The organism is Escherichia sp. 20412-1 (assembly GCF_003027595.1).
In the GTDB taxonomy this organism is placed as follows: domain Bacteria; phylum Pseudomonadota; class Gammaproteobacteria; order Enterobacterales; family Enterobacteriaceae; genus Escherichia; species Escherichia marmotae.
In genome coordinates this window covers 40044-56526 of sequence record NZ_PYQM01000027.1, presented here as the reverse complement: position 1 = coordinate 56526, position 16483 = coordinate 40044, and the positions used below count along the sequence as shown (strand labels likewise).

13 protein-coding genes and 1 pseudogene are annotated in these 16483 nt (G+C 52.7%); 5 read left to right on the top strand and 9 right to left on the bottom strand.

The genetic code is table 11. The annotated features are described in order from the left end of the window. Together C7B16_RS25340 and yicI are read left to right on the top strand one after the other, a co-directional pair. A partial coding sequence (locus C7B16_RS25340) for a hypothetical protein (protein WP_224465868.1) occupies positions 1 to 109 on the top strand: 109 nt, incomplete at its 5' end. A 13-nt stretch (positions 110 to 122) separates the two neighbouring features. After that, positions 123 to 1301: pseudogene (yicI, locus tag C7B16_RS17040) on the top strand (alpha-xylosidase); the annotation flags it as partial. A gap of 51 nt (positions 1302 to 1352) precedes the next feature. On the opposite strand, the gene C7B16_RS17035 reads toward yicI, so the two are convergent. Both C7B16_RS17035 and xanP read right to left on the bottom strand, forming a co-directional pair. Further along, the gene (locus C7B16_RS17035; protein ID WP_107179936.1) at positions 1353 to 3062 is read right to left on the bottom strand and encodes an AsmA family protein; all 1710 of its coding nucleotides are present in this window, start codon (positions 3060 to 3062) and stop codon (positions 1353 to 1355) included. 120 nt (positions 3063 to 3182) lie between these two features. Next, positions 3183 to 4574: a xanthine/proton symporter XanP gene (gene xanP, locus C7B16_RS17030; protein ID WP_001517446.1), complete on the bottom strand. Its 1392-nt coding sequence runs from the start codon at positions 4572 to 4574 to the stop codon at positions 3183 to 3185. Between the two features lie 278 nt (positions 4575 to 4852). Between xanP and gltS the strand changes: the two genes are divergently transcribed. Next, complete coding sequence (gltS, locus tag C7B16_RS17025) at positions 4853 to 6058, top strand: sodium/glutamate symporter (protein WP_000468834.1); 1206 nt, start codon at positions 4853 to 4855, stop codon at positions 6056 to 6058. 33 nt (positions 6059 to 6091) lie between these two features. Here the strand turns inward: gltS and recG are convergent, their stop codons facing one another. Genes recG through gmk form a run of 5 tightly spaced genes read right to left on the bottom strand, consistent with a single transcriptional unit; the run spans position 6092 to position 11955 of the window. Further along, complete coding sequence (gene recG / locus C7B16_RS17020) at positions 6092 to 8173, bottom strand: ATP-dependent DNA helicase RecG (RefSeq protein WP_001517447.1); 2082 nt, start codon at positions 8171 to 8173, stop codon at positions 6092 to 6094. Between the two features lie 5 nt (positions 8174 to 8178). Continuing rightward, on the bottom strand, positions 8179 to 8868 hold the full coding sequence (gene trmH / locus C7B16_RS17015; protein ID WP_001070171.1) for a tRNA (guanosine(18)-2'-O)-methyltransferase TrmH: 690 nt from the start codon (positions 8866 to 8868) through the stop codon (positions 8179 to 8181). 6 nt (positions 8869 to 8874) lie between these two features. Beyond that, on the bottom strand, positions 8875 to 10983 hold the full coding sequence (spoT, locus tag C7B16_RS17010; protein ID WP_000280466.1) for a bifunctional GTP diphosphokinase/guanosine-3',5'-bis pyrophosphate 3'-pyrophosphohydrolase: 2109 nt from the start codon (positions 10981 to 10983) through the stop codon (positions 8875 to 8877). An 18-nt stretch (positions 10984 to 11001) separates the two neighbouring features. Beyond that, on the bottom strand, positions 11002 to 11277 hold the full coding sequence (gene rpoZ / locus C7B16_RS17005) for a DNA-directed RNA polymerase subunit omega (protein WP_000135058.1): 276 nt from the start codon (positions 11275 to 11277) through the stop codon (positions 11002 to 11004). 54 nt (positions 11278 to 11331) lie between these two features. After that, on the bottom strand, positions 11332 to 11955 hold the full coding sequence (gmk, locus tag C7B16_RS17000; protein WP_001517448.1) for a guanylate kinase: 624 nt from the start codon (positions 11953 to 11955) through the stop codon (positions 11332 to 11334). Positions 11956 to 12212: 257 nt separating this feature from the next. On the opposite strand from gmk, the gene ligB reads away from it, so the two are divergent. Further along, complete coding sequence (ligB, locus tag C7B16_RS16990) at positions 12213 to 13898, top strand: NAD-dependent DNA ligase LigB (RefSeq protein WP_107179934.1); 1686 nt, start codon at positions 12213 to 12215, stop codon at positions 13896 to 13898. On the opposite strand, the gene C7B16_RS16985 is transcribed toward ligB, so the two are convergent. Both C7B16_RS16985 and C7B16_RS16980 read right to left on the bottom strand, forming a co-directional pair. Next, positions 13895 to 14512 (bottom strand): trimeric intracellular cation channel family protein, encoded by a 618-nt coding sequence (locus C7B16_RS16985; RefSeq protein WP_001517449.1) that lies wholly within the window; start codon positions 14510 to 14512, stop codon positions 13895 to 13897. The two genes, ligB and C7B16_RS16985, sit on opposite strands and share 4 nt — an antisense overlap. 253 nt (positions 14513 to 14765) lie before the next feature. Next, a complete protein-coding gene (locus tag C7B16_RS16980) occupies positions 14766 to 15629 on the bottom strand; it encodes a YicC/YloC family endoribonuclease (RefSeq protein ID WP_000621334.1) in 864 nt (287 codons plus the stop codon). Positions 15630 to 15755: 126 nt separating this feature from the next. Between C7B16_RS16980 and rph the strand changes: the two genes are divergently transcribed. After that, positions 15756 to 16472, top strand: a complete 717-nt coding sequence (gene rph, locus C7B16_RS16975; RefSeq protein WP_001247086.1) for a ribonuclease PH — start codon at positions 15756 to 15758, stop codon at positions 16470 to 16472. Positions 16473 to 16483: the final 11 nt, after the last annotated feature.

Sequence of the window (16483 nt, the reverse complement as noted above, 5' to 3'; positions counted from 1 at the left end):
ACAACTTGTGAAATTACCGACAAGAAGGGAAAGGGCCTTCCCGAGAGTGGTAAAGGAGAGGCCCTGGAAATACCCCACAGCCCCGAAAAAGAGCCAGTCAGTTGCTTAACTGACTGGCATTACAGCCAGGGCTGGCGATTTATGACTTTACTAATCCGGATGCCTGCAAATGGTACGCCGATAAACTGAAAGGTCTGATCGCGATGGGTGTCGATTGTTTTAAGACCGACTTTGGCGAACGTATTCCAACAGACGTTCAGTGGTTTAACGGTTGTGATCCACAGAAAATGCATAACCATTATGCATACATCTACAACGAACTGGTGTGGAACGTGCTCAAGGAAACCGTCGGAGAGGAAGAAGCAGTCTTGTTTGCCCGCTCGGCCTCCGTCGGTGCGCAGAAATTCCCGGTACACTGGGGTGGCGACTGTTACGCTAACTACGAATCAATGGCGGAAAGCCTGCGCGGTGGTTTGTCTATTGGCCTTTCAGGTTTTGGCTTCTGGAGCCACGATATCGGCGGCTTTGAAAATACCGCTCCGGCGCACGTTTACAAACGCTGGTGCGCGTTTGGTTTGCTCTCCAGCCATAGCCGTTTACATGGCAGCAAATCTTATCGTGTGCCGTGGGTCTACGATGATGAGTCCTGTGACGTGGTGCGCTTCTTCACGCAACTGAAATGCCGCATGATGCCGTATCTTTATCGTGAAGCTGCTCGTGCGAACGCGCTGGGTACGCCGATGATGCGCGCAATGGTAATGGAGTTTCCGGACGATCCGGCCTGTGATTACCTTGATCGCCAATACATGTTGGGCGGCAGCGTGATGGTCGTGCCGGTGTTCACTGAAGCTGGCGATGTGCAATTCTACTTGCCTGAAGGTCGCTGGACGCACCTGTGGCATAACGATGAAATAGACGGCAGCCGCTGGCATAAACAACAACACGGCTTTCAGAGTCTGCCGGTATATGTGCGTGATAACACCCTACTGGGGCTGGGCAACAATGAACAACGCCCCGATTATGCGTGGCACGAAGGCACGGCCTTCCAGCTCTTTAATCTGCAAGACGGGCGTGAAGCCGTCTGCGAAGTCCCAGCCGCTGATGGTTCGGTGATCTTCTCCCTGAAAGCGGCACGTACTGGCAACATCATCACTGTGACTGGTACGGGAGAAGCGAAGAACTGGACGCTGTGCTTGCGCAATATCGCTAAAGTAAATGGTCTGCAAGGTGGTTCGCAGGCTGAAAGTGAGTTGGGTGTGGTGGTGACCCCGCAAGGGAATGAGCTGACAATTACGCTGTAATTTGTTGAAGAAATACCGGGTACGTCTGTGTCGTACCCGGCGAGATTGATTTTACTGTACCGGCTCCGTCGATGTAACTTCACCACTGGAAACCACGCCAGCATTCATGGTTTGGGTCACTTGTTGTTTTTCAGCATTTACGGCGTGGAGCTGTCCGTTAACCGTGGGTTTTAGCGGTGCATCGGCCTGAATATCGCCGCTGGCAGTGAGCTGAATATTGCCATCGCCCGTAATCGGTAACTCTGGCCATCCCCACTGTTGCAGAATATTCACCGGCACACCGCGTCCGTTCAGGCTGATATGGGTCTGGCGCTGCGGCGTTTGCGAAACGCTGGCTGTAGCTTCCAGAATACCTTTCTCGGTAAACGCGCTAAGTTCGCTGATATTCACCGTGTTGCCGTTGGCGGTCAGCGCCAGCGACGGGCGGCGCACATCAACACGATTGAACGTTGCAGCGGCAGCATTCAGATTTGCCGTGCCACTCCAGACGCCCCACTTATGATTGGCTACCAGTGTCAGATTCGCGCCGTAGCCATCCAGTGCTGTGAGCTGCCACGGGAAGGCTGGGTCAATATCAATGATTAGATTGCGGCTGGCGCTGAATCTCTTCAGTTGCAGAGTGTTTAACCAGGCGGGAGTTTGCTGCATCCACAACTGTTGCCAGTTTTTAGGTAAGGTATATTCCAGTCCAACTATCGCTGCATCGTCGAGGATCAGCGTTTTTCCATCGCGCTGCCAGTTTCCTGACGTTCTGACCATCCCCCCTTCCCAGCGGCTGGTGAACTGGCGCAGTGCTACGCCTTGCGGGGAAAATTCCGCGTTTATAATCGGGTCAAATAAATGCAGCGAACCATAAATAAACTCGCTGGCGTTCATTGACAGCTTGCCTTCCTGTGTCTGCCAGTCATCTTTAATAAAGGTCATATTGCGCAAGCTGAGATCGAGATCGGTCACCGCCCAGTCCGGGCCTTGCAGGCGGGCGTCGATCACTTCCAGGCGGCCAATCTGCAATGACGGGACAGAGCGCAAGGGCGCAAAGAAGTCGGTGAGCGATTTTTCGCTTTGCAGACGGATATCCGCCAGGCGCAGATTTTCCACCTGCCAGCTACCGTCGGCGTTACGCTGCGCATTTCCGGTTAATGTCCCGCGGGCGATGTCGGCACCCAGATTAGTCAGTGTGACGCGATCGTTATCAATATTCCCTTCAATCAACACATTGGTGGCAGGAACATCATTGAGCGACAGAGAGCCAGCACTGAACTGAATTTGTGCTTTTGAGCCTAGTACTTTACCGGCTTCCGGCGACCACGGAACGACGCCGCCATTGACTCTCTGTGCGCTAAGATTCCACTCGCTATTGGGACTGTTAAATGCCATATCACGCAGTTGCAAACGATCCGCTTTAAACGGTAGCGGCGCGGTCTGGTTGGTGAGATTCAGCGTCCCGTTTTCCAGCAGGATAGTATCGACATGCCGTGGCTCGCTCAGTTGCCGACTACTTAGCGCGATATCGACACTTTTTGCAACCAGAGTGGCGGGTTGACCATCACGACCGAATGTGACGTTCTCCAGCAAGATATGAGACGGCGCGGAAAAACGGTGATCCATCGCCCCGAAGGCCAGATGATAGTCGCTATTCTCGGAAATCCATGCGCTGATATGCTCTGCTCCCCAGCGGGTTTGCAGAAGGAAATAGAGGCCAACTACCGCCACTAACAGCGTGATGAAAATGTAGAGAAGCAGCTTCCCAATAAATTTCATGGTCTTCCATCCCGTGAAATGCACATAAGGGAGTTATGCACGATTTACGCGCATTCCTCAAGGCAGGAATGGAGAAAGAGAGTGGTTACGGCGGTAAAGAATTTTACCGCCGCGAGTAAATTACTGCTTTTCTGGCGGGAAAATCAGATTCAGTACAATGGCAGTGATACCGCCAGCGGCAATCCCGGAGGAGAGCAGATTTTTCAGCCAGTCAGGGGCAAACTGCAAAATCAGTGGCTGCTGAGAAACACCCAGACCGACCGCCAGCGACAGGGCAATAATCAGAATCGCCCGACGGTTCAGTGGCTCACGAGAAACGATACGCACACCGGATGCGGCGATAGTACCAAACATCACCAGCGTAGCGCCGCCCAGAACAGGTTCGGGAATGTGTTGGACAAAACCGCTCACCGCAGGGAACAGACCCAGCACGATCAACATCAGCGCCACGACAAAACCGACATAACGACTGGCAACACCGGTCAATTGGATCACACCGTTGTTCTGCCCGAAGCAGGAGTTCGGGAAGGTGTTAAACACCGCCGACACAAACGAGTTCAGGCCGTTTGCCAGCACGCCGCCTTTCAGACGTTTCATGTACAGTGGGCCAGAAACCGGTTGTTCGGAAACGTCGGAGGTGGCTGTGATATCGCCAATAGTTTCCAGTGAGGTGATCATAAAGACCAGCATCAGTGGTAGCAGCAGGCTCCATTCAATACCAAGTCCGTAATAGAGCGGCGTTGGCACCATAATCAGCTCTTGCGTCATCGGCTCGTTGCTTTCTGGCAACATGTCCATAAACCACGCCAGTGCATATCCTGCCGCCATTGCAATCACCAGCGAGGCTACGCGTAAGTAGGGGTTACGTTGGCGATTAAGCAGGATGATTAAAGCTAAGACCACGCCCGCCAGTAGCAGATTTTTCGGTGCACCAAAGGTGTTATCGCTCATGGCCGCATAACCGCCACCAATGGATGTCAGCCCAACCTGAATCAGTGACAGGCCAATAATCATCACCACGACGCCGGAAACCAGCGGCGTAATAATGCGGCGCGCCAGATGCAGAACGCGGGAGATAACCATTTCGGTGCAGCTTGCCAGCATCAGTGTGCCGAACAGAGCCGCCATCATCGTAGGAACATCGGCACCACCGGTCTTCAGCGCTGTTCCGCCCATAATCAGCGGAGCAACGAAGTTAAAGCTGGTGCCCTGAATAGACAACAAACCGGAGCCAACCGGACCCCAGGCTTTAATTTGAATAATTGATGCCACACCAGAGGCAAACAGCGACATACTAATAATGTGTTGCGTGTCCTGTGCTGGTAAACCCAGCGCCTGGCAGATTAACAATGCTGGCGTGATTACCGCGACAAACATCGCCAGCAGGTGCTGACAGGCGGCAAACAGAGTTTGAGCAAGCGGCGGACGATCTTCAAGACGGTAAATCAGTTCGCTGTTTTGAGTCTGCGCAACCGGTTGCGCATTTTCTGACTCGAAGGTGGAAACAGACATCGAAAACAATCCCGTGGTAGCAAAGCGGGCATTTTAGCTGACCGAAAGGCAAAAGCAAACGTTTGCCAATCATTCTTCTAAATATTTAAATGCGATAAATGCACTTTTTTATATAACTTTTGGTTGTTTTCTGCTTAAAATCCATGCCATTTTTTTATTTTCAGCTAAGAATTCGAACCGGGAAAGCATGACTCGATACTCGTCATATTTCGTCTTACTATGATTGCGCGATGAAGTATGACGAGTATGAAGAGTGGTGCGGATACAAAGGAGTAACTATGTTTCATCTCGATACTTTAGCAACGCTTGTTGCCGCAACGCTGACGTTGCTGCTCGGGCGCAAGTTGGTCCATTCCGTCTCCTTTCTGAAAAAATACACCATACCAGAACCGGTTGCCGGAGGGTTGTTGGTGGCACTGGCTCTGCTGGTGTTGAAAAAAAGCATGGGCTGGGAAGTTAATTTTGATATGTCCTTGCGCGATCCATTAATGCTGGCTTTCTTCGCCACCATTGGCCTGAACGCCAATATTGCCAGCCTGCGTGCCGGTGGACGCGTAGTGGGGATTTTCCTCATTGTGGTTGTTGGTCTGTTGGTGATGCAAAATGCCATCGGCATTGGCATGGCTAGCCTGTTAGGGCTTGATCCGCTGATGGGGCTGTTGGCGGGGTCTATTACGCTTTCTGGCGGTCACGGGACCGGCGCAGCGTGGAGTAAATTGTTCATTGAACGTTATGGCTTCACCAACGCGACGGAAGTGGCGATGGCCTGTGCGACGTTTGGTCTGGTTCTGGGTGGATTGATTGGCGGCCCGGTGGCGCGTTACCTGGTGAAACACTCCACCACGCCGAACGGCATACCTGATGACCAGGAAGTCCCCACCGCATTTGAAAAGCCCGACGTAGGGCGCATGATCACCTCGCTGGTACTGATTGAAACTATCGCGCTGATTGCTATCTGTCTGACGGTAGGGAAAATCGTTGCGCAACTTTTGGCTGGCACTGCTTTTGAATTGCCAACCTTTGTTTGCGTGCTGTTTGTGGGCGTGATTCTGAGCAACGGCTTGTCAATGTTGGGCTTTTACCGCGTCTTTGAGCGCGCGGTATCCGTACTTGGTAACGTAAGCCTGTCGCTGTTCCTGGCGATGGCGTTGATGGGGCTGAAACTGTGGGAGCTGGCTTCGCTGGCGTTGCCGATGCTGGCGATTCTGGTCGCGCAAACCATCTTCATGGCGTTGTACGCTATCTTTGTCACCTGGCGCATGATGGGGAAAAACTACGATGCGGCGGTGCTGGCCGCGGGGCACTGTGGTTTTGGCCTTGGTGCAACACCAACGGCAATCGCTAACATGCAGGCGATCACCGAACGTTTTGGCCCTTCACATATGGCCTTCCTGGTGGTGCCGATGGTCGGTGCGTTCTTTATCGATATCGTCAATGCCCTGGTGATTAAGCTCTACCTGATGTTGCCGATTTTTGCGGGTTAACTGATGAAGCGGCGGTGCAAATGCCGCCGCTTTTTACGCATTCGAATAGCGTTCCGTCTCCGGCATCCAGCGTTCTATCAGGGCTTTTGCCTGCTGGGGATAACGTTCGTGAATATGGCGTGCCAGGCGCTGAACTTCCGGGATCATGGCCTGATCGCGCAGCAAATCAGCCACTTTAAACTCTGCATTGCCTGTCTGGCGCGTGCCCAGCAGTTCACCAGGGCCGCGAATCTCTAAATCTTTTTGCGCAATCACAAATCCGTCGTTGCTGTCGCGTAGCACTTGCAGGCGGACTTGCGCCGTTTTGGAGAGTGGTGTTTTGTAAAGCAGAACACAGTGAGAAGCCACCGCGCCACGACCTACGCGCCCGCGCAACTGGTGTAACTGCGCCAGACCCAGACGCTCCGGGTTCTCGATAATCATCAGGCTGGCGTTGGGGACATCGACGCCTACTTCAATAACAGTCGTCGCAACCAGCAGGTGTAGCTCGCCTTGTTTAAACGACGCCATTACCGCTTGCTTTTCGGCAGGTTTCATCCGCCCATGAACCAGACCGACGTTCAGTTCCGGCAGCGCCAGTTTTAACTCTTCCCACGTTGCTTCGGCTGCCTGCGCTTCCAGTAATTCCGATTCTTCAATCAATGTACAAACCCAGTACGCCTGACGGCCTTCCGTTATGCAGGCGTGGCGCACGCGGTCGATAATGTCGTTACGACGCGTATCCGGGATCGCCACTGTCGTCACTGGGGTACGTCCTGGCGGTAGTTCATCAATGACCGAGGTATCGAGATCGGCATACGCGGTCATCGCCAGAGTGCGGGGAATCGGCGTGGCGGTCATGATCAACTGATGAGGATGAAAGCCCTGCTGCTGGCCTTTCTCCCATAACGCCAGGCGTTGATGCACGCCAAAACGATGCTGTTCGTCGATAATCACCAGCGCCAGACCGTTAAACTGTACCTGTTCCTGGAAGATAGCGTGGGTGCCGACAATCATCTGCACCTGACCGCTGGCGATGGCTTCTTGCTGTGCCAGCCGCGCTTTGCCCTTCTGTTTGCCCGCCAGCCAGCCCACTTCGATACCGAGCGGTTCAAACCAGTTGCGGAAATTATTGGCGTGCTGTTCGGCAAGCAATTCGGTTGGTGCCATCAGTGCCACTTGTTTGCCGTGAGCGATAGCACGCAGCGCAGCGAGAGCGGCAACCAGTGTCTTACCGGAACCTACATCGCCCTGTACCAGACGCATCATTGGCACATCCAGCGCCATATCGCGCTCAATCTCCGCCACCACACGCGCCTGCGCGCCCGTTGGCTTGAACGGTAAGGCAGCGAGCAGTTTGTCCTTCAGCGCGTCACTGGCGCTAAGCGGCTGAGCATGAAAACGTTGGGCACCGGCGCGTAACGCTAACATGCTGAGGTTGTGCGCCAGCAGCTCTTCCAGAATAAGACGACGCTGTGCCGGATGCCGCCCGGTTTCCAGATCGCTGAGCTGTAGTGTTGGCGGTGGACGATGCAGGGTGCGCAAGGCTTCCGGCAGCGTCATCATTCCTTGTGACAGTTCCGGCGGCAGCAGTTCTTCAATGGCGCAGGTGTCGAGCAGATCCAGCGCCTGATCGGTCAGTTTGCGCAGCGTTGCCTGTTTTACACCTTCCGTTGTTGGGTAAACCGGGGTGAGGGTTTCCTGTAACTCCGGAGTACTGAGATCGCCCTGTACGCGGTATTCCGGGTGGATCATCTCCGCACCATATTTACCGCGCTTTGCTTCGCCATAGGCCAATACGCGTCGACCTGTCGCCAGGCTATTTTTCATCGCGGCGTTAAAGTTGAAAAAGCGCATGGTGAGAATGCCGGAACCGTCGCTAATCTGACAGGTCATCATCCGGCGACCGCCGAAGGAGATATTGCAGTTCAGTACTTCGCCTTCCACCGTGGCATAAATGCCCGGCAACAGCTCACCTATGGGATAGAGATGGGTGCGATCTTCATAGCGCAGGGGAAGGTGTAACAGTAAATCCTGCACGGTATGCAGGTTGATTTTCGCCAGTTTGTTACTTTGCGCCGCGCCAACGCCCGTTAGGGAACTGAGCGGGACAGCATCTAACAGGCGACCTTTCATAGCGCTTACCCTGCGGCCTGCATGGTAGCCCACCACTCAGCATCGGCTTCAATCTCGCCTTGTTGATTGACGTGGGGGTAGGGCAGGCCTTTGCGTTTCGCAACTTTAGCCAGCACCGGATAGCCACCTTCAAACAGCAGGCGTTGTTGCTCTGCTTCCGGCAACATACTGTTTTCACGCAGATACATACCCGCGTTTTGCCGCTGACGCTGGGCTTCGTAAAGAATAAGTGCGGAGGCGACGGAGACATTAAGCGACTGCACCATGCCGATCATCGGAATGATGATGTCCTGATCTGCCAGTTCTAATGCTTCCTGTGTGATGCCCGTTTTTTCCTGTCCCATTAAAATACAGGTCGGGCGGGTGTAATCGATTTCGCGAAAATCGACGGCTTTATCAGAAAGGTGGGTTGCCAGAATTTGCATACCCTGACCTTTCAGGTGGGCGACTGCATCGCCAATGGTGCGGTGTGTTTTCACCTGTACCCAACTGTTACTACCAGCAGCAGCCGAAGCCATGGTGCGCATCCGGCTACCAGGCCAGACAGCGTGAACTTCGTGTACGCCAACGGCATCTGCGGTACGAATGATCGCAGAAACGTTATGGGGTTTGTGAACCTGTTCCATGCAGACGGTCAGGTCAGGCTGCCGCCTGGCGAGCATTTCGCAGATGCGTGCATAACGTGTTGGGTTCATAAAACATTAATTTCTGTTTCGGGTGACTTTAATTACGTCTGGCATCACGCGGATTTTGCGCATGATATTTGCCAGATGTACGCGGTCACGTGCGGTCAGACGAATAAAGGCACTGTAGACGCGACCATCTTTCTCTTCTGTATTCAGACTTTGAATATTGGAATTAGTGGTGTTGATCGCTGCTGTCAGGTTTGCCAGTGCGCCCTGATGGTTGAACATCTCAACTTTTATTTCGGTGATGAACTCCTGCGCCGTCTCTTTATCCCATTCCACAGCCATAAACTTCTCTGGCTCTTTCTGATAGCCACGGATGTTACGGCAGGATTCATGGTGGATCACCAGACCCTTACCGGGGCTGACGTGGGCGATAATCGGGTCGCCAGGAATTGGGCGGCAGCATTTCGCAAAGGTGATCAGCACGCCATCGGCACCTTTGATCGGCAGATGCCCGTGACTTTGGGTCGCTGGTGGAATAGAGGCGTCACCATGTTGCAGATTTTTCGCGACCACCACGCTCATTGCGTTACCAAGGCCAATTTCAGCCAGCAGATCGTCAAGCGTTGCCAGCTTCATGCGGTCCAGTTCGCGCTGGATATTCTCCTGCGGAATTTCATTCAGCTTGCGGCTGCCACCTAATGCATGGTTGAGCAGACGGCGACCGAGGCTTACGGAATCATCACGCTTGAGGTTTTTCAGCAACTGGCGAATTTTGGCGCGCGCTTTCGAGCTGACGACAAAGTTCAGCCATGCGGCATTCGGGCGAGCGCCCGGTGCGGTAATGATTTCAACGGTTTGACCACTGGAGAGCGGCTGCGATAGCGGGTACGGCTGGCGGTCGACGCGCGCGCCCACGCAGGCGTGACCGATATCGGTATGCACTGCGTATGCGAAGTCGACAGGTGTGGCACCGGCAGGCAACTCGACAATGCGCCCTTCCGGTGTGAAAACGTAAATCTCATCCGGGAAGAGATCGGATTTAACGCTCTCGATAAATTCGAACGAGCTGCCGGCGCTTTGCTGCAGCTCCAACAGGCTCTGCATCCAACGCTGGGCGCGGATTTGTGCAGTAGTGCTGGTTTCGCCGTGCTCTTTATACGCCCAGTGCGCGGCAACACCCATCTCCGCCATCTGGTCCATATCTTCGGTACGAATCTGGACTTCAACCGGAACGCCGTGCGGGCCAATCATTGAGGTGTGTAAAGACTGATAGCCGTTCGCTTTTGGGATGGCGATGTAGTCTTTCACGCGCCCCGGACGCGGCTTGTACAGGCTGTGCATCTGACCGAGCACGCGATAACAGGTATCGGCATCATGGACGATTACGCGAAAAGCATAGATGTCCATGATCGAGTGAAAACGCTGCTCTTTGAGCACCATTTTGCAGTAAATCGAATAAAGATGTTTCTCGCGACCACTGACACGGCATGGTATTCCCGCTTCCTGCAAACGCCCTTCGATTTCAGAGAGGATTTTTTGGATCATCTCTTTACGGTTGCCGCGTGCAGCTTTCACCACTTCTTTAATCACGCGGTAGCGGTTGGGGTACAGCGCTTCAAAACCCAGCTCTTCGAGTTCGGTTTTAATGTGGTGGATACCTAAACGGTGTGCCAGCGGACTGTATATTTCAAGGGTTTCACGGGCGATGCGGCGACGTTTGTCCGGGCGGAGTGAGCCCAGCGTGCGCATGTTGTGGGTACGGTCTGCGAGTTTGATGAGAATGACGCGGATATCTTGCACCATCGCCATAATCATCTTGCGAAAGTTTTCGGCCTGCGCCTCTTTCTTATCGCGGAACTTGAGTTTATCAAGTTTTGACACCCCCTCTACCAGTTCGGCTACGCTTTTGCCAAAAAGCTGTTCCATGTCCTGGTAGGTGGCGGGAGTATCTTCAATCACGTCATGAAGTAGCGCCGCCATCAGCGTTTCATAGTCGAGTTTCATCTCGGCCAGAATGCAGGCAACCGCTACCGGGTGCGTGATATAGGGTTCACCGCTTGAACGTGTTTGCCCCTCGTGAGCATCACGTGCAACGAGATACGCCTGCCGCAGACGCTTAATTTGGTCTTCCGGCAGGTAGTTTTGAATCAGTTGATTCAGGCTTTCAAACAGATACAAGGGCGACCCGCTTTGTGATTAACGACGACCTTCAGCAATAGCGGTAACGGCTTGTAATTCAGCGGCTTCCTGCTCTTGCTGTTCCTGGCGTTCGCGAACGTCGAGGATCTGGTTGTTGATCAGACCTTCTTCGATTTCGCGCAGCGCGATTACTGTAGTTTTATCGTTTTCTTCCGGTACTAGCGGATCCTTTCCGCCTACCTGCATCTGACGAGCGCGACGCGCGGCGACCAGTACCAGGTCAAAACGGTTACCAATTTTCTCTACAGCGTCCTGAACAGTTACGCGTGCCATACTTAAAAAGCTCCACAGGTGAAGAAATGACTGGGCATGATACTGAAAGAAGGTTCAGTCTGCCAACAATTTGCTGATTAAAGCGTCATGACGTTGCTTTTGGCGACTCATGCGCAAGCGTTCGGCGCGAATAATGGTCTTCAAATCGGTCAATGCGGTATCGAAGTCATCATTCACAATCAAATAATCATATTCGGCGTAATGGCTCATTTCTGCAACTGCTTGCGCCATACGCTTTGCAATGACCTCTTCGCTGTCCTGACCGCGACCGCGTAGACGGCGGTCCAGCTCGATTTTGGACGGCGGTAAAATAAAGATACTACGCGCATGCGGCATCTTCTGGCGAATTTGCTGCGCACCCTGCCAGTCGATATCAAGAAAAACATCCACACCGCTTGCCAGTACTTGCTCAATGGCCTCGCGCGAAGTGCCGTAGTAATTACCGAACACTTCCGCGTGCTCAAGGAATGCATCTCTGCTAATCATTTCTTTAAATTCATCATGATTAACAAAAAAGTAATGCTCACCGTGTACTTCACCAGGACGCGGTGCGCGCGTGGTGTGTGAAACAGAAACCTGGGTGTCATACAACGGTTGGGTTTTTAATAAAGCCTGAATCAGGCTGGATTTACCCGCGCCACTGGGGGCAGAAACAATATAAAGCGTGCCTTGAGCCATGAGTATCTTTCGTATGTGATTAGCGAAATAAAGCCTACATACGAGCTTATTATACACGGCGTGGCCATGTGACGTAGCCCTTGCTCACACTTTTTGCGCAAAGTTGTTGCGTTTTGCGTAGCTGTTTCCGCTATTCCCTGTCATTTACTGCAATCAGGACGATTCTCTGGAAGCATCATCGCACACTTCAGTTTTGCCTCTCGGCTTTGCATTCACCTCGTTGTATATCTGCCAGCCTGACAACAGCGGAGGTGACGATGAAAGTATGGATTGCAGTGTTAATGAGTGTTTTGTGCTGGCAATCATCGGCGCAGGGAGTCTGCCCAGTCTGGTCGCCAGCCAGAGCGCATGAAGAAATTTCCCGCCTGCAACAGCAAATAAAACAGTGGGATGAGGATTACTGGAAAAAGGGAAAAAGTGCTGTTGAAGACGGCGTTTATGATCAACTCAGCGCCCGCCTTGCACAGTGGCAACGTTGTTTTGGTGAAGAGACAACTCGTGAAGCCATGATACTGCCTTTAATTGGAACCGTAATGCATCCAGTTGCTCATACTGGAGTGCGTAAGCTGGCGGATAAAAATGCATTGAGCCTTTGGATGCGTGAACGCAGCGATCTTTGGGTGCAGCCAAAAGTTGATGGTGTCGCGGTAACTCTGGTCTATCGTGACGGAAAACTGATTAAGGCGATCAGCCGTGGCAATGGCCTGAAAGGTGAAGACTGGACGCAGAAAGTGCGCTCGATTCCTTCTGTACCGCAATCCGTCAGCGAACCTTTAGCTAATAGCACACTGCAAGGAGAAATATTTCTCCGGAGCGAAGGTCATATCCAGCAGCAAATGGGCGGAATGAATGCGCGTGCAAAAGTTGCAGGTATGTTGATGCGCCAGGACAATAACGACACGCTAAATTCGCTGGGCGTTTTTATCTGGGCGTGGCCGGATGGACCGCAGTTAATGGCCGAGCGATTGCAGCAGCTTGCAAGCGCGGGATTTAGTCTGACGCAAGCGTACACTCACACGGTGAAAAATGCTGATGAGGTTGAGCGAGCACGTAATGAGTGGTGGAAAGCGAAATTGCCCTTCGTCACCGATGGCGTGGTTGTGCGAGCGGCTAAGGAACCCGAATCCCGCCATTGGTTACCGGGGCAGGCGGACTGGCTGGTGGCGTGGAAATATCAACCTGTGGCACAGGTTGCTGAAGTGAGTTCGATTCAGTTTGCAGTGGGCAAAAGCGGAAAAATATCGGTGGTGGCGTCACTCGCACCAGTCATGCTGGATGATAAAAAAGTTCAGCGGGTGAATATTGGTTCCGTCAGACGCTGGCAGGAGTGGGACATAGCGCCTGGCGATCAAATCCTCATAAGTCTTGCCGGTCAGGGTATTCCACGTATTGATGATGTGGTGTGGCGGAGTGCGGAACGCAGAAAGCCGACACCGCCAGAAAACCGCTTTAACTCGTTGACCTGTTACTTTGCTTCTGATGTTTGTCTGGAGCAATTCATATCACGCTTAGTCTGGTTGGGGTCAAAACAGGTTTTGGGGCTGGATGGCATTGGCGAAGCTGGCTGGCGCGCACTGCATCAGACGCATCGCTTTGAGCATATCTTTTCCTGGCTTTCATTAACGCCAGAGCAATTACAGAACACGCCAGGGATAGCGAAAAGTAAAAGCGGGCAGTTATGGCATCAGTTTAATCTGGCTCGTAAGCAGCCTTTTACCCGCTGGGTGATGGCAATGGGAATACCGTTAACCCGGGGGGCGCTTAATGCTGGTGATGAACGGTCCTGGACGCAACTTTTGCAGAGAAGTGAACAACATTGGCAGCATCTGCCGGGAACCGGATCTCGTCGCGCCAGCCAGATTATTGAATGGAAGAATAATGTGCAAATCAAGACGCTAGGTAGCTGGTTGGCTACCCAGCAGATCGCAGGTTTTGTACCTTAATGACCTTCGTGGCTGTAGTAAAAAACGGGTAATCCCAGTTTAAGACGCAGTGCCAGCAAGCGAGCAAAAAAGCCAAACACCAGGGTGGAGATAATCACCACATCATGGTTGGAAACATAGTGTTGCAGTGCGATATACAGCACGGCGGAAGCAAATGAAACCCCGGCATACAGTTCTTTCTGAAAGACCAGCGGGATGCGTTTACAGAACATATCGCGCAAAACACCGCCAAATACGCCGGTTGTCACCGCAGCGACAACGGCAATGACCGGGCCGTGGCCCATATCCAGCGCGACCTGTGCGCCAATGATAGAAAAGACCACCAGTCCGAGCGCATCTAACACCAGAAAGACTTTGCGCAGGTAAGGCATTACGGGAGCAACAATAGTGGTGAGTACCGCGGCGGTGGCGACGATAATCACATATTCCGGATGTTTGACCCAGCCGAGCGGATAGTGGCCCAAAAGTATATCCCGTACTGAACCGCCGCCGATTGCAGTGGCGGTCGCAATAATAATTACGCCAAATGTATCCATGCGCCGCCGTCCGGCCGCCAGCGCACCCGTCATGGCTTCGGCAGTAATGCCAACCAAATACAAAATGTGTAACAGCATGGTTCTCTCCCTAAAAATCTGTCTGGCAGGGTAGCGATTTGTACGCATCGTCACGATTGAGATTTTTTAAGGTGAGAGGTTATTGATAATATTTAGTTATGTGAAATTGGTGTTTTCTGTAGTTTTAATGCGTTTCTCTTAGATTGTCAGAAGAAAAATGCATTAGAAATATTAGGGCGTGTTTTAAAGTAAATAAGAAGTCTGTATACGTAGCGCCGCTGTAATTTAACAACGGCCTACGGAATTATGAGGGTTACTCGATATTCTGAATCTGTTCGCGCATTTGTTCGATCAGTACTTTCAGTTCAATAGCTGAATTAGTTACTTCGGCATTGATAGACTTCGAGGCCAGGGTGTTCGACTCGCGATTAAACTCTTGCATCATAAAGTCCAGACGACGGCCAACCGCTTCTTTTTTCTTCAGAATGTTGTAGGTCTCTTTGACATGCGCTTCGAGGCGGTCCAGCTCTTCGGCAACGTCAATTCGTTGCGCCAGCAGCACTAACTCTTGCTCCAGGCGATTGTTTTCCAACTGTACCTGAGCATCTTCCAGTTTCGCTACCAGACGTTCACGCTGCCATTGCAGGATTTCCGGCATATGGGCACGAACTTTAGCCACTTCGGCGGTGACACCTTCCAGACGCTGCTCGATCAACGCTTTCAGCGCCTGACCTTCGGTTTCGCGCGCGACAATAAAGTCGTCAAGAGTACCATCCAGCGCAGCGAGAATTTCAGCGGCAATGGCGTCGAGATCCTGCTCCTGAGCTGCCATCACACCCGGCCAGCGCAGGATATCAACCGGGTTGATTTCCCCTTCGTCGCTCTGCATTTTTACCCAGTTAGCAGCAGTTACGAGCTGTTTAGCCAGCTTTTCGTTGAGAATCAGCTCGCCTTGTGCGCTAACATCTGGCTCATAGCGCAGGGTGCATTCCACTTTACCGCGCGTCAGGCGAGAACGAATACGCTCGCGAACGACAGGTTCAAGGCTACGGAACTGCTCCGGCAGACGAAAGTAAGTTTCCAGATAACGCTGGTTTACCGAGCGCATTTCCCAGGTTGCGCTCCCCCATTCACCCTTGATTTCACGCCGGGCGTAGGCGGTCATACTGCGGATCATAGACGTTCCTGTTTTTGAAAGGAGAGGTGGAAGGATTATAGCCATCGATGCCTTGTCAGGATAGGAATAACCGCCGGAAGTCCGTATAATGCGCAGCCACATTTGTTTCAAGCCGGAGATTTCAATATGCGTCCAGCAGGCCGTAGCAATAATCAGGTGCGTCCCGTTACCCTGACTCGTAACTATACAAAACATGCAGAAGGCTCGGTGCTGGTCGAATTTGGCGATACCAAAGTGTTGTGTACTGCCTCTATTGAAGAAGGCGTGCCGCGCTTCCTGAAAGGTCAGGGGCAGGGCTGGATCACCGCAGAATACGGTATGTTGCCGCGCTCCACCCACACCCGTAACGCCCGCGAAGCGGCGAAAGGTAAGCAGGGCGGACGCACGATGGAAATCCAGCGTCTGATCGCCCGTGCATTGCGTGCAGCGGTTGATTTGAAAGCGTTGGGTGAGTTCACCATTACGCTGGACTGCGACGTACTTCAGGCCGATGGCGGCACGCGCACTGCTTCGATCACCGGTGCTTGCGTGGCGCTGGCAGATGCGCTGAATAAGCTGGTTGAGAATGGCAAACTGAAAACCAACCCGATGAAAGGCATGGTAGCTGCGGTTTCGGTGGGTATCGTTAATGGCGAAGCGATTTGCGATCTGGAATATGTTGAAGACTCTGCCGCAGAAACGGACATGAACGTGGTGATGACCGAAGATGGGCGGATCATTGAGGTTCAGGGAACGGCAGAAGGCGAACCATTCACCCACGAAGAACTCCTCACCTTGTTGGCGCTGGCCCGAGGGGGAATCGAATCCATTGTAGCGACGCAGAAGGCGGCGCTGGCAAACTGATTTTTAAGGCG

Excerpts from the sequence above, each read along its gene's own strand:
- C7B16_RS16985 (WP_001517449.1), bottom strand. The coding sequence starts at position 14,512 with ATGCTGTTACACATTTTGTATTTGGTTGGCATTACTGCCGAAGCCATG.
- gmk (WP_001517448.1), bottom strand. The coding sequence starts at position 11,955 with ATGGCTCAAGGCACGCTTTATATTGTTTCTGCCCCCAGTGGCGCGGGT.
- rpoZ (WP_000135058.1), bottom strand. The coding sequence starts at position 11,277 with ATGGCACGCGTAACTGTTCAGGACGCTGTAGAGAAAATTGGTAACCGT.
- xanP (WP_001517446.1), bottom strand. The coding sequence starts at position 4,574 with ATGTCTGTTTCCACCTTCGAGTCAGAAAATGCGCAACCGGTTGCGCAG.
- C7B16_RS16980 (WP_000621334.1), bottom strand. The coding sequence starts at position 15,629 with ATGATCCGCAGTATGACCGCCTACGCCCGGCGTGAAATCAAGGGTGAA.
- C7B16_RS17035 (WP_107179936.1), bottom strand. The coding sequence starts at position 3,062 with ATGAAATTTATTGGGAAGCTGCTTCTCTACATTTTCATCACGCTGTTA.
- trmH (WP_001070171.1), bottom strand. The coding sequence starts at position 8,868 with ATGAACCCAACACGTTATGCACGCATCTGCGAAATGCTCGCCAGGCGG.
- recG (WP_001517447.1), bottom strand. The coding sequence starts at position 8,173 with ATGAAAGGTCGCCTGTTAGATGCTGTCCCGCTCAGTTCCCTAACGGGC.
- gltS (WP_000468834.1), top strand. The coding sequence starts at position 4,853 with ATGTTTCATCTCGATACTTTAGCAACGCTTGTTGCCGCAACGCTGACG.
- ligB (WP_107179934.1), top strand. The coding sequence starts at position 12,213 with ATGAAAGTATGGATTGCAGTGTTAATGAGTGTTTTGTGCTGGCAATCA.
- rph (WP_001247086.1), top strand. The coding sequence starts at position 15,756 with ATGCGTCCAGCAGGCCGTAGCAATAATCAGGTGCGTCCCGTTACCCTG.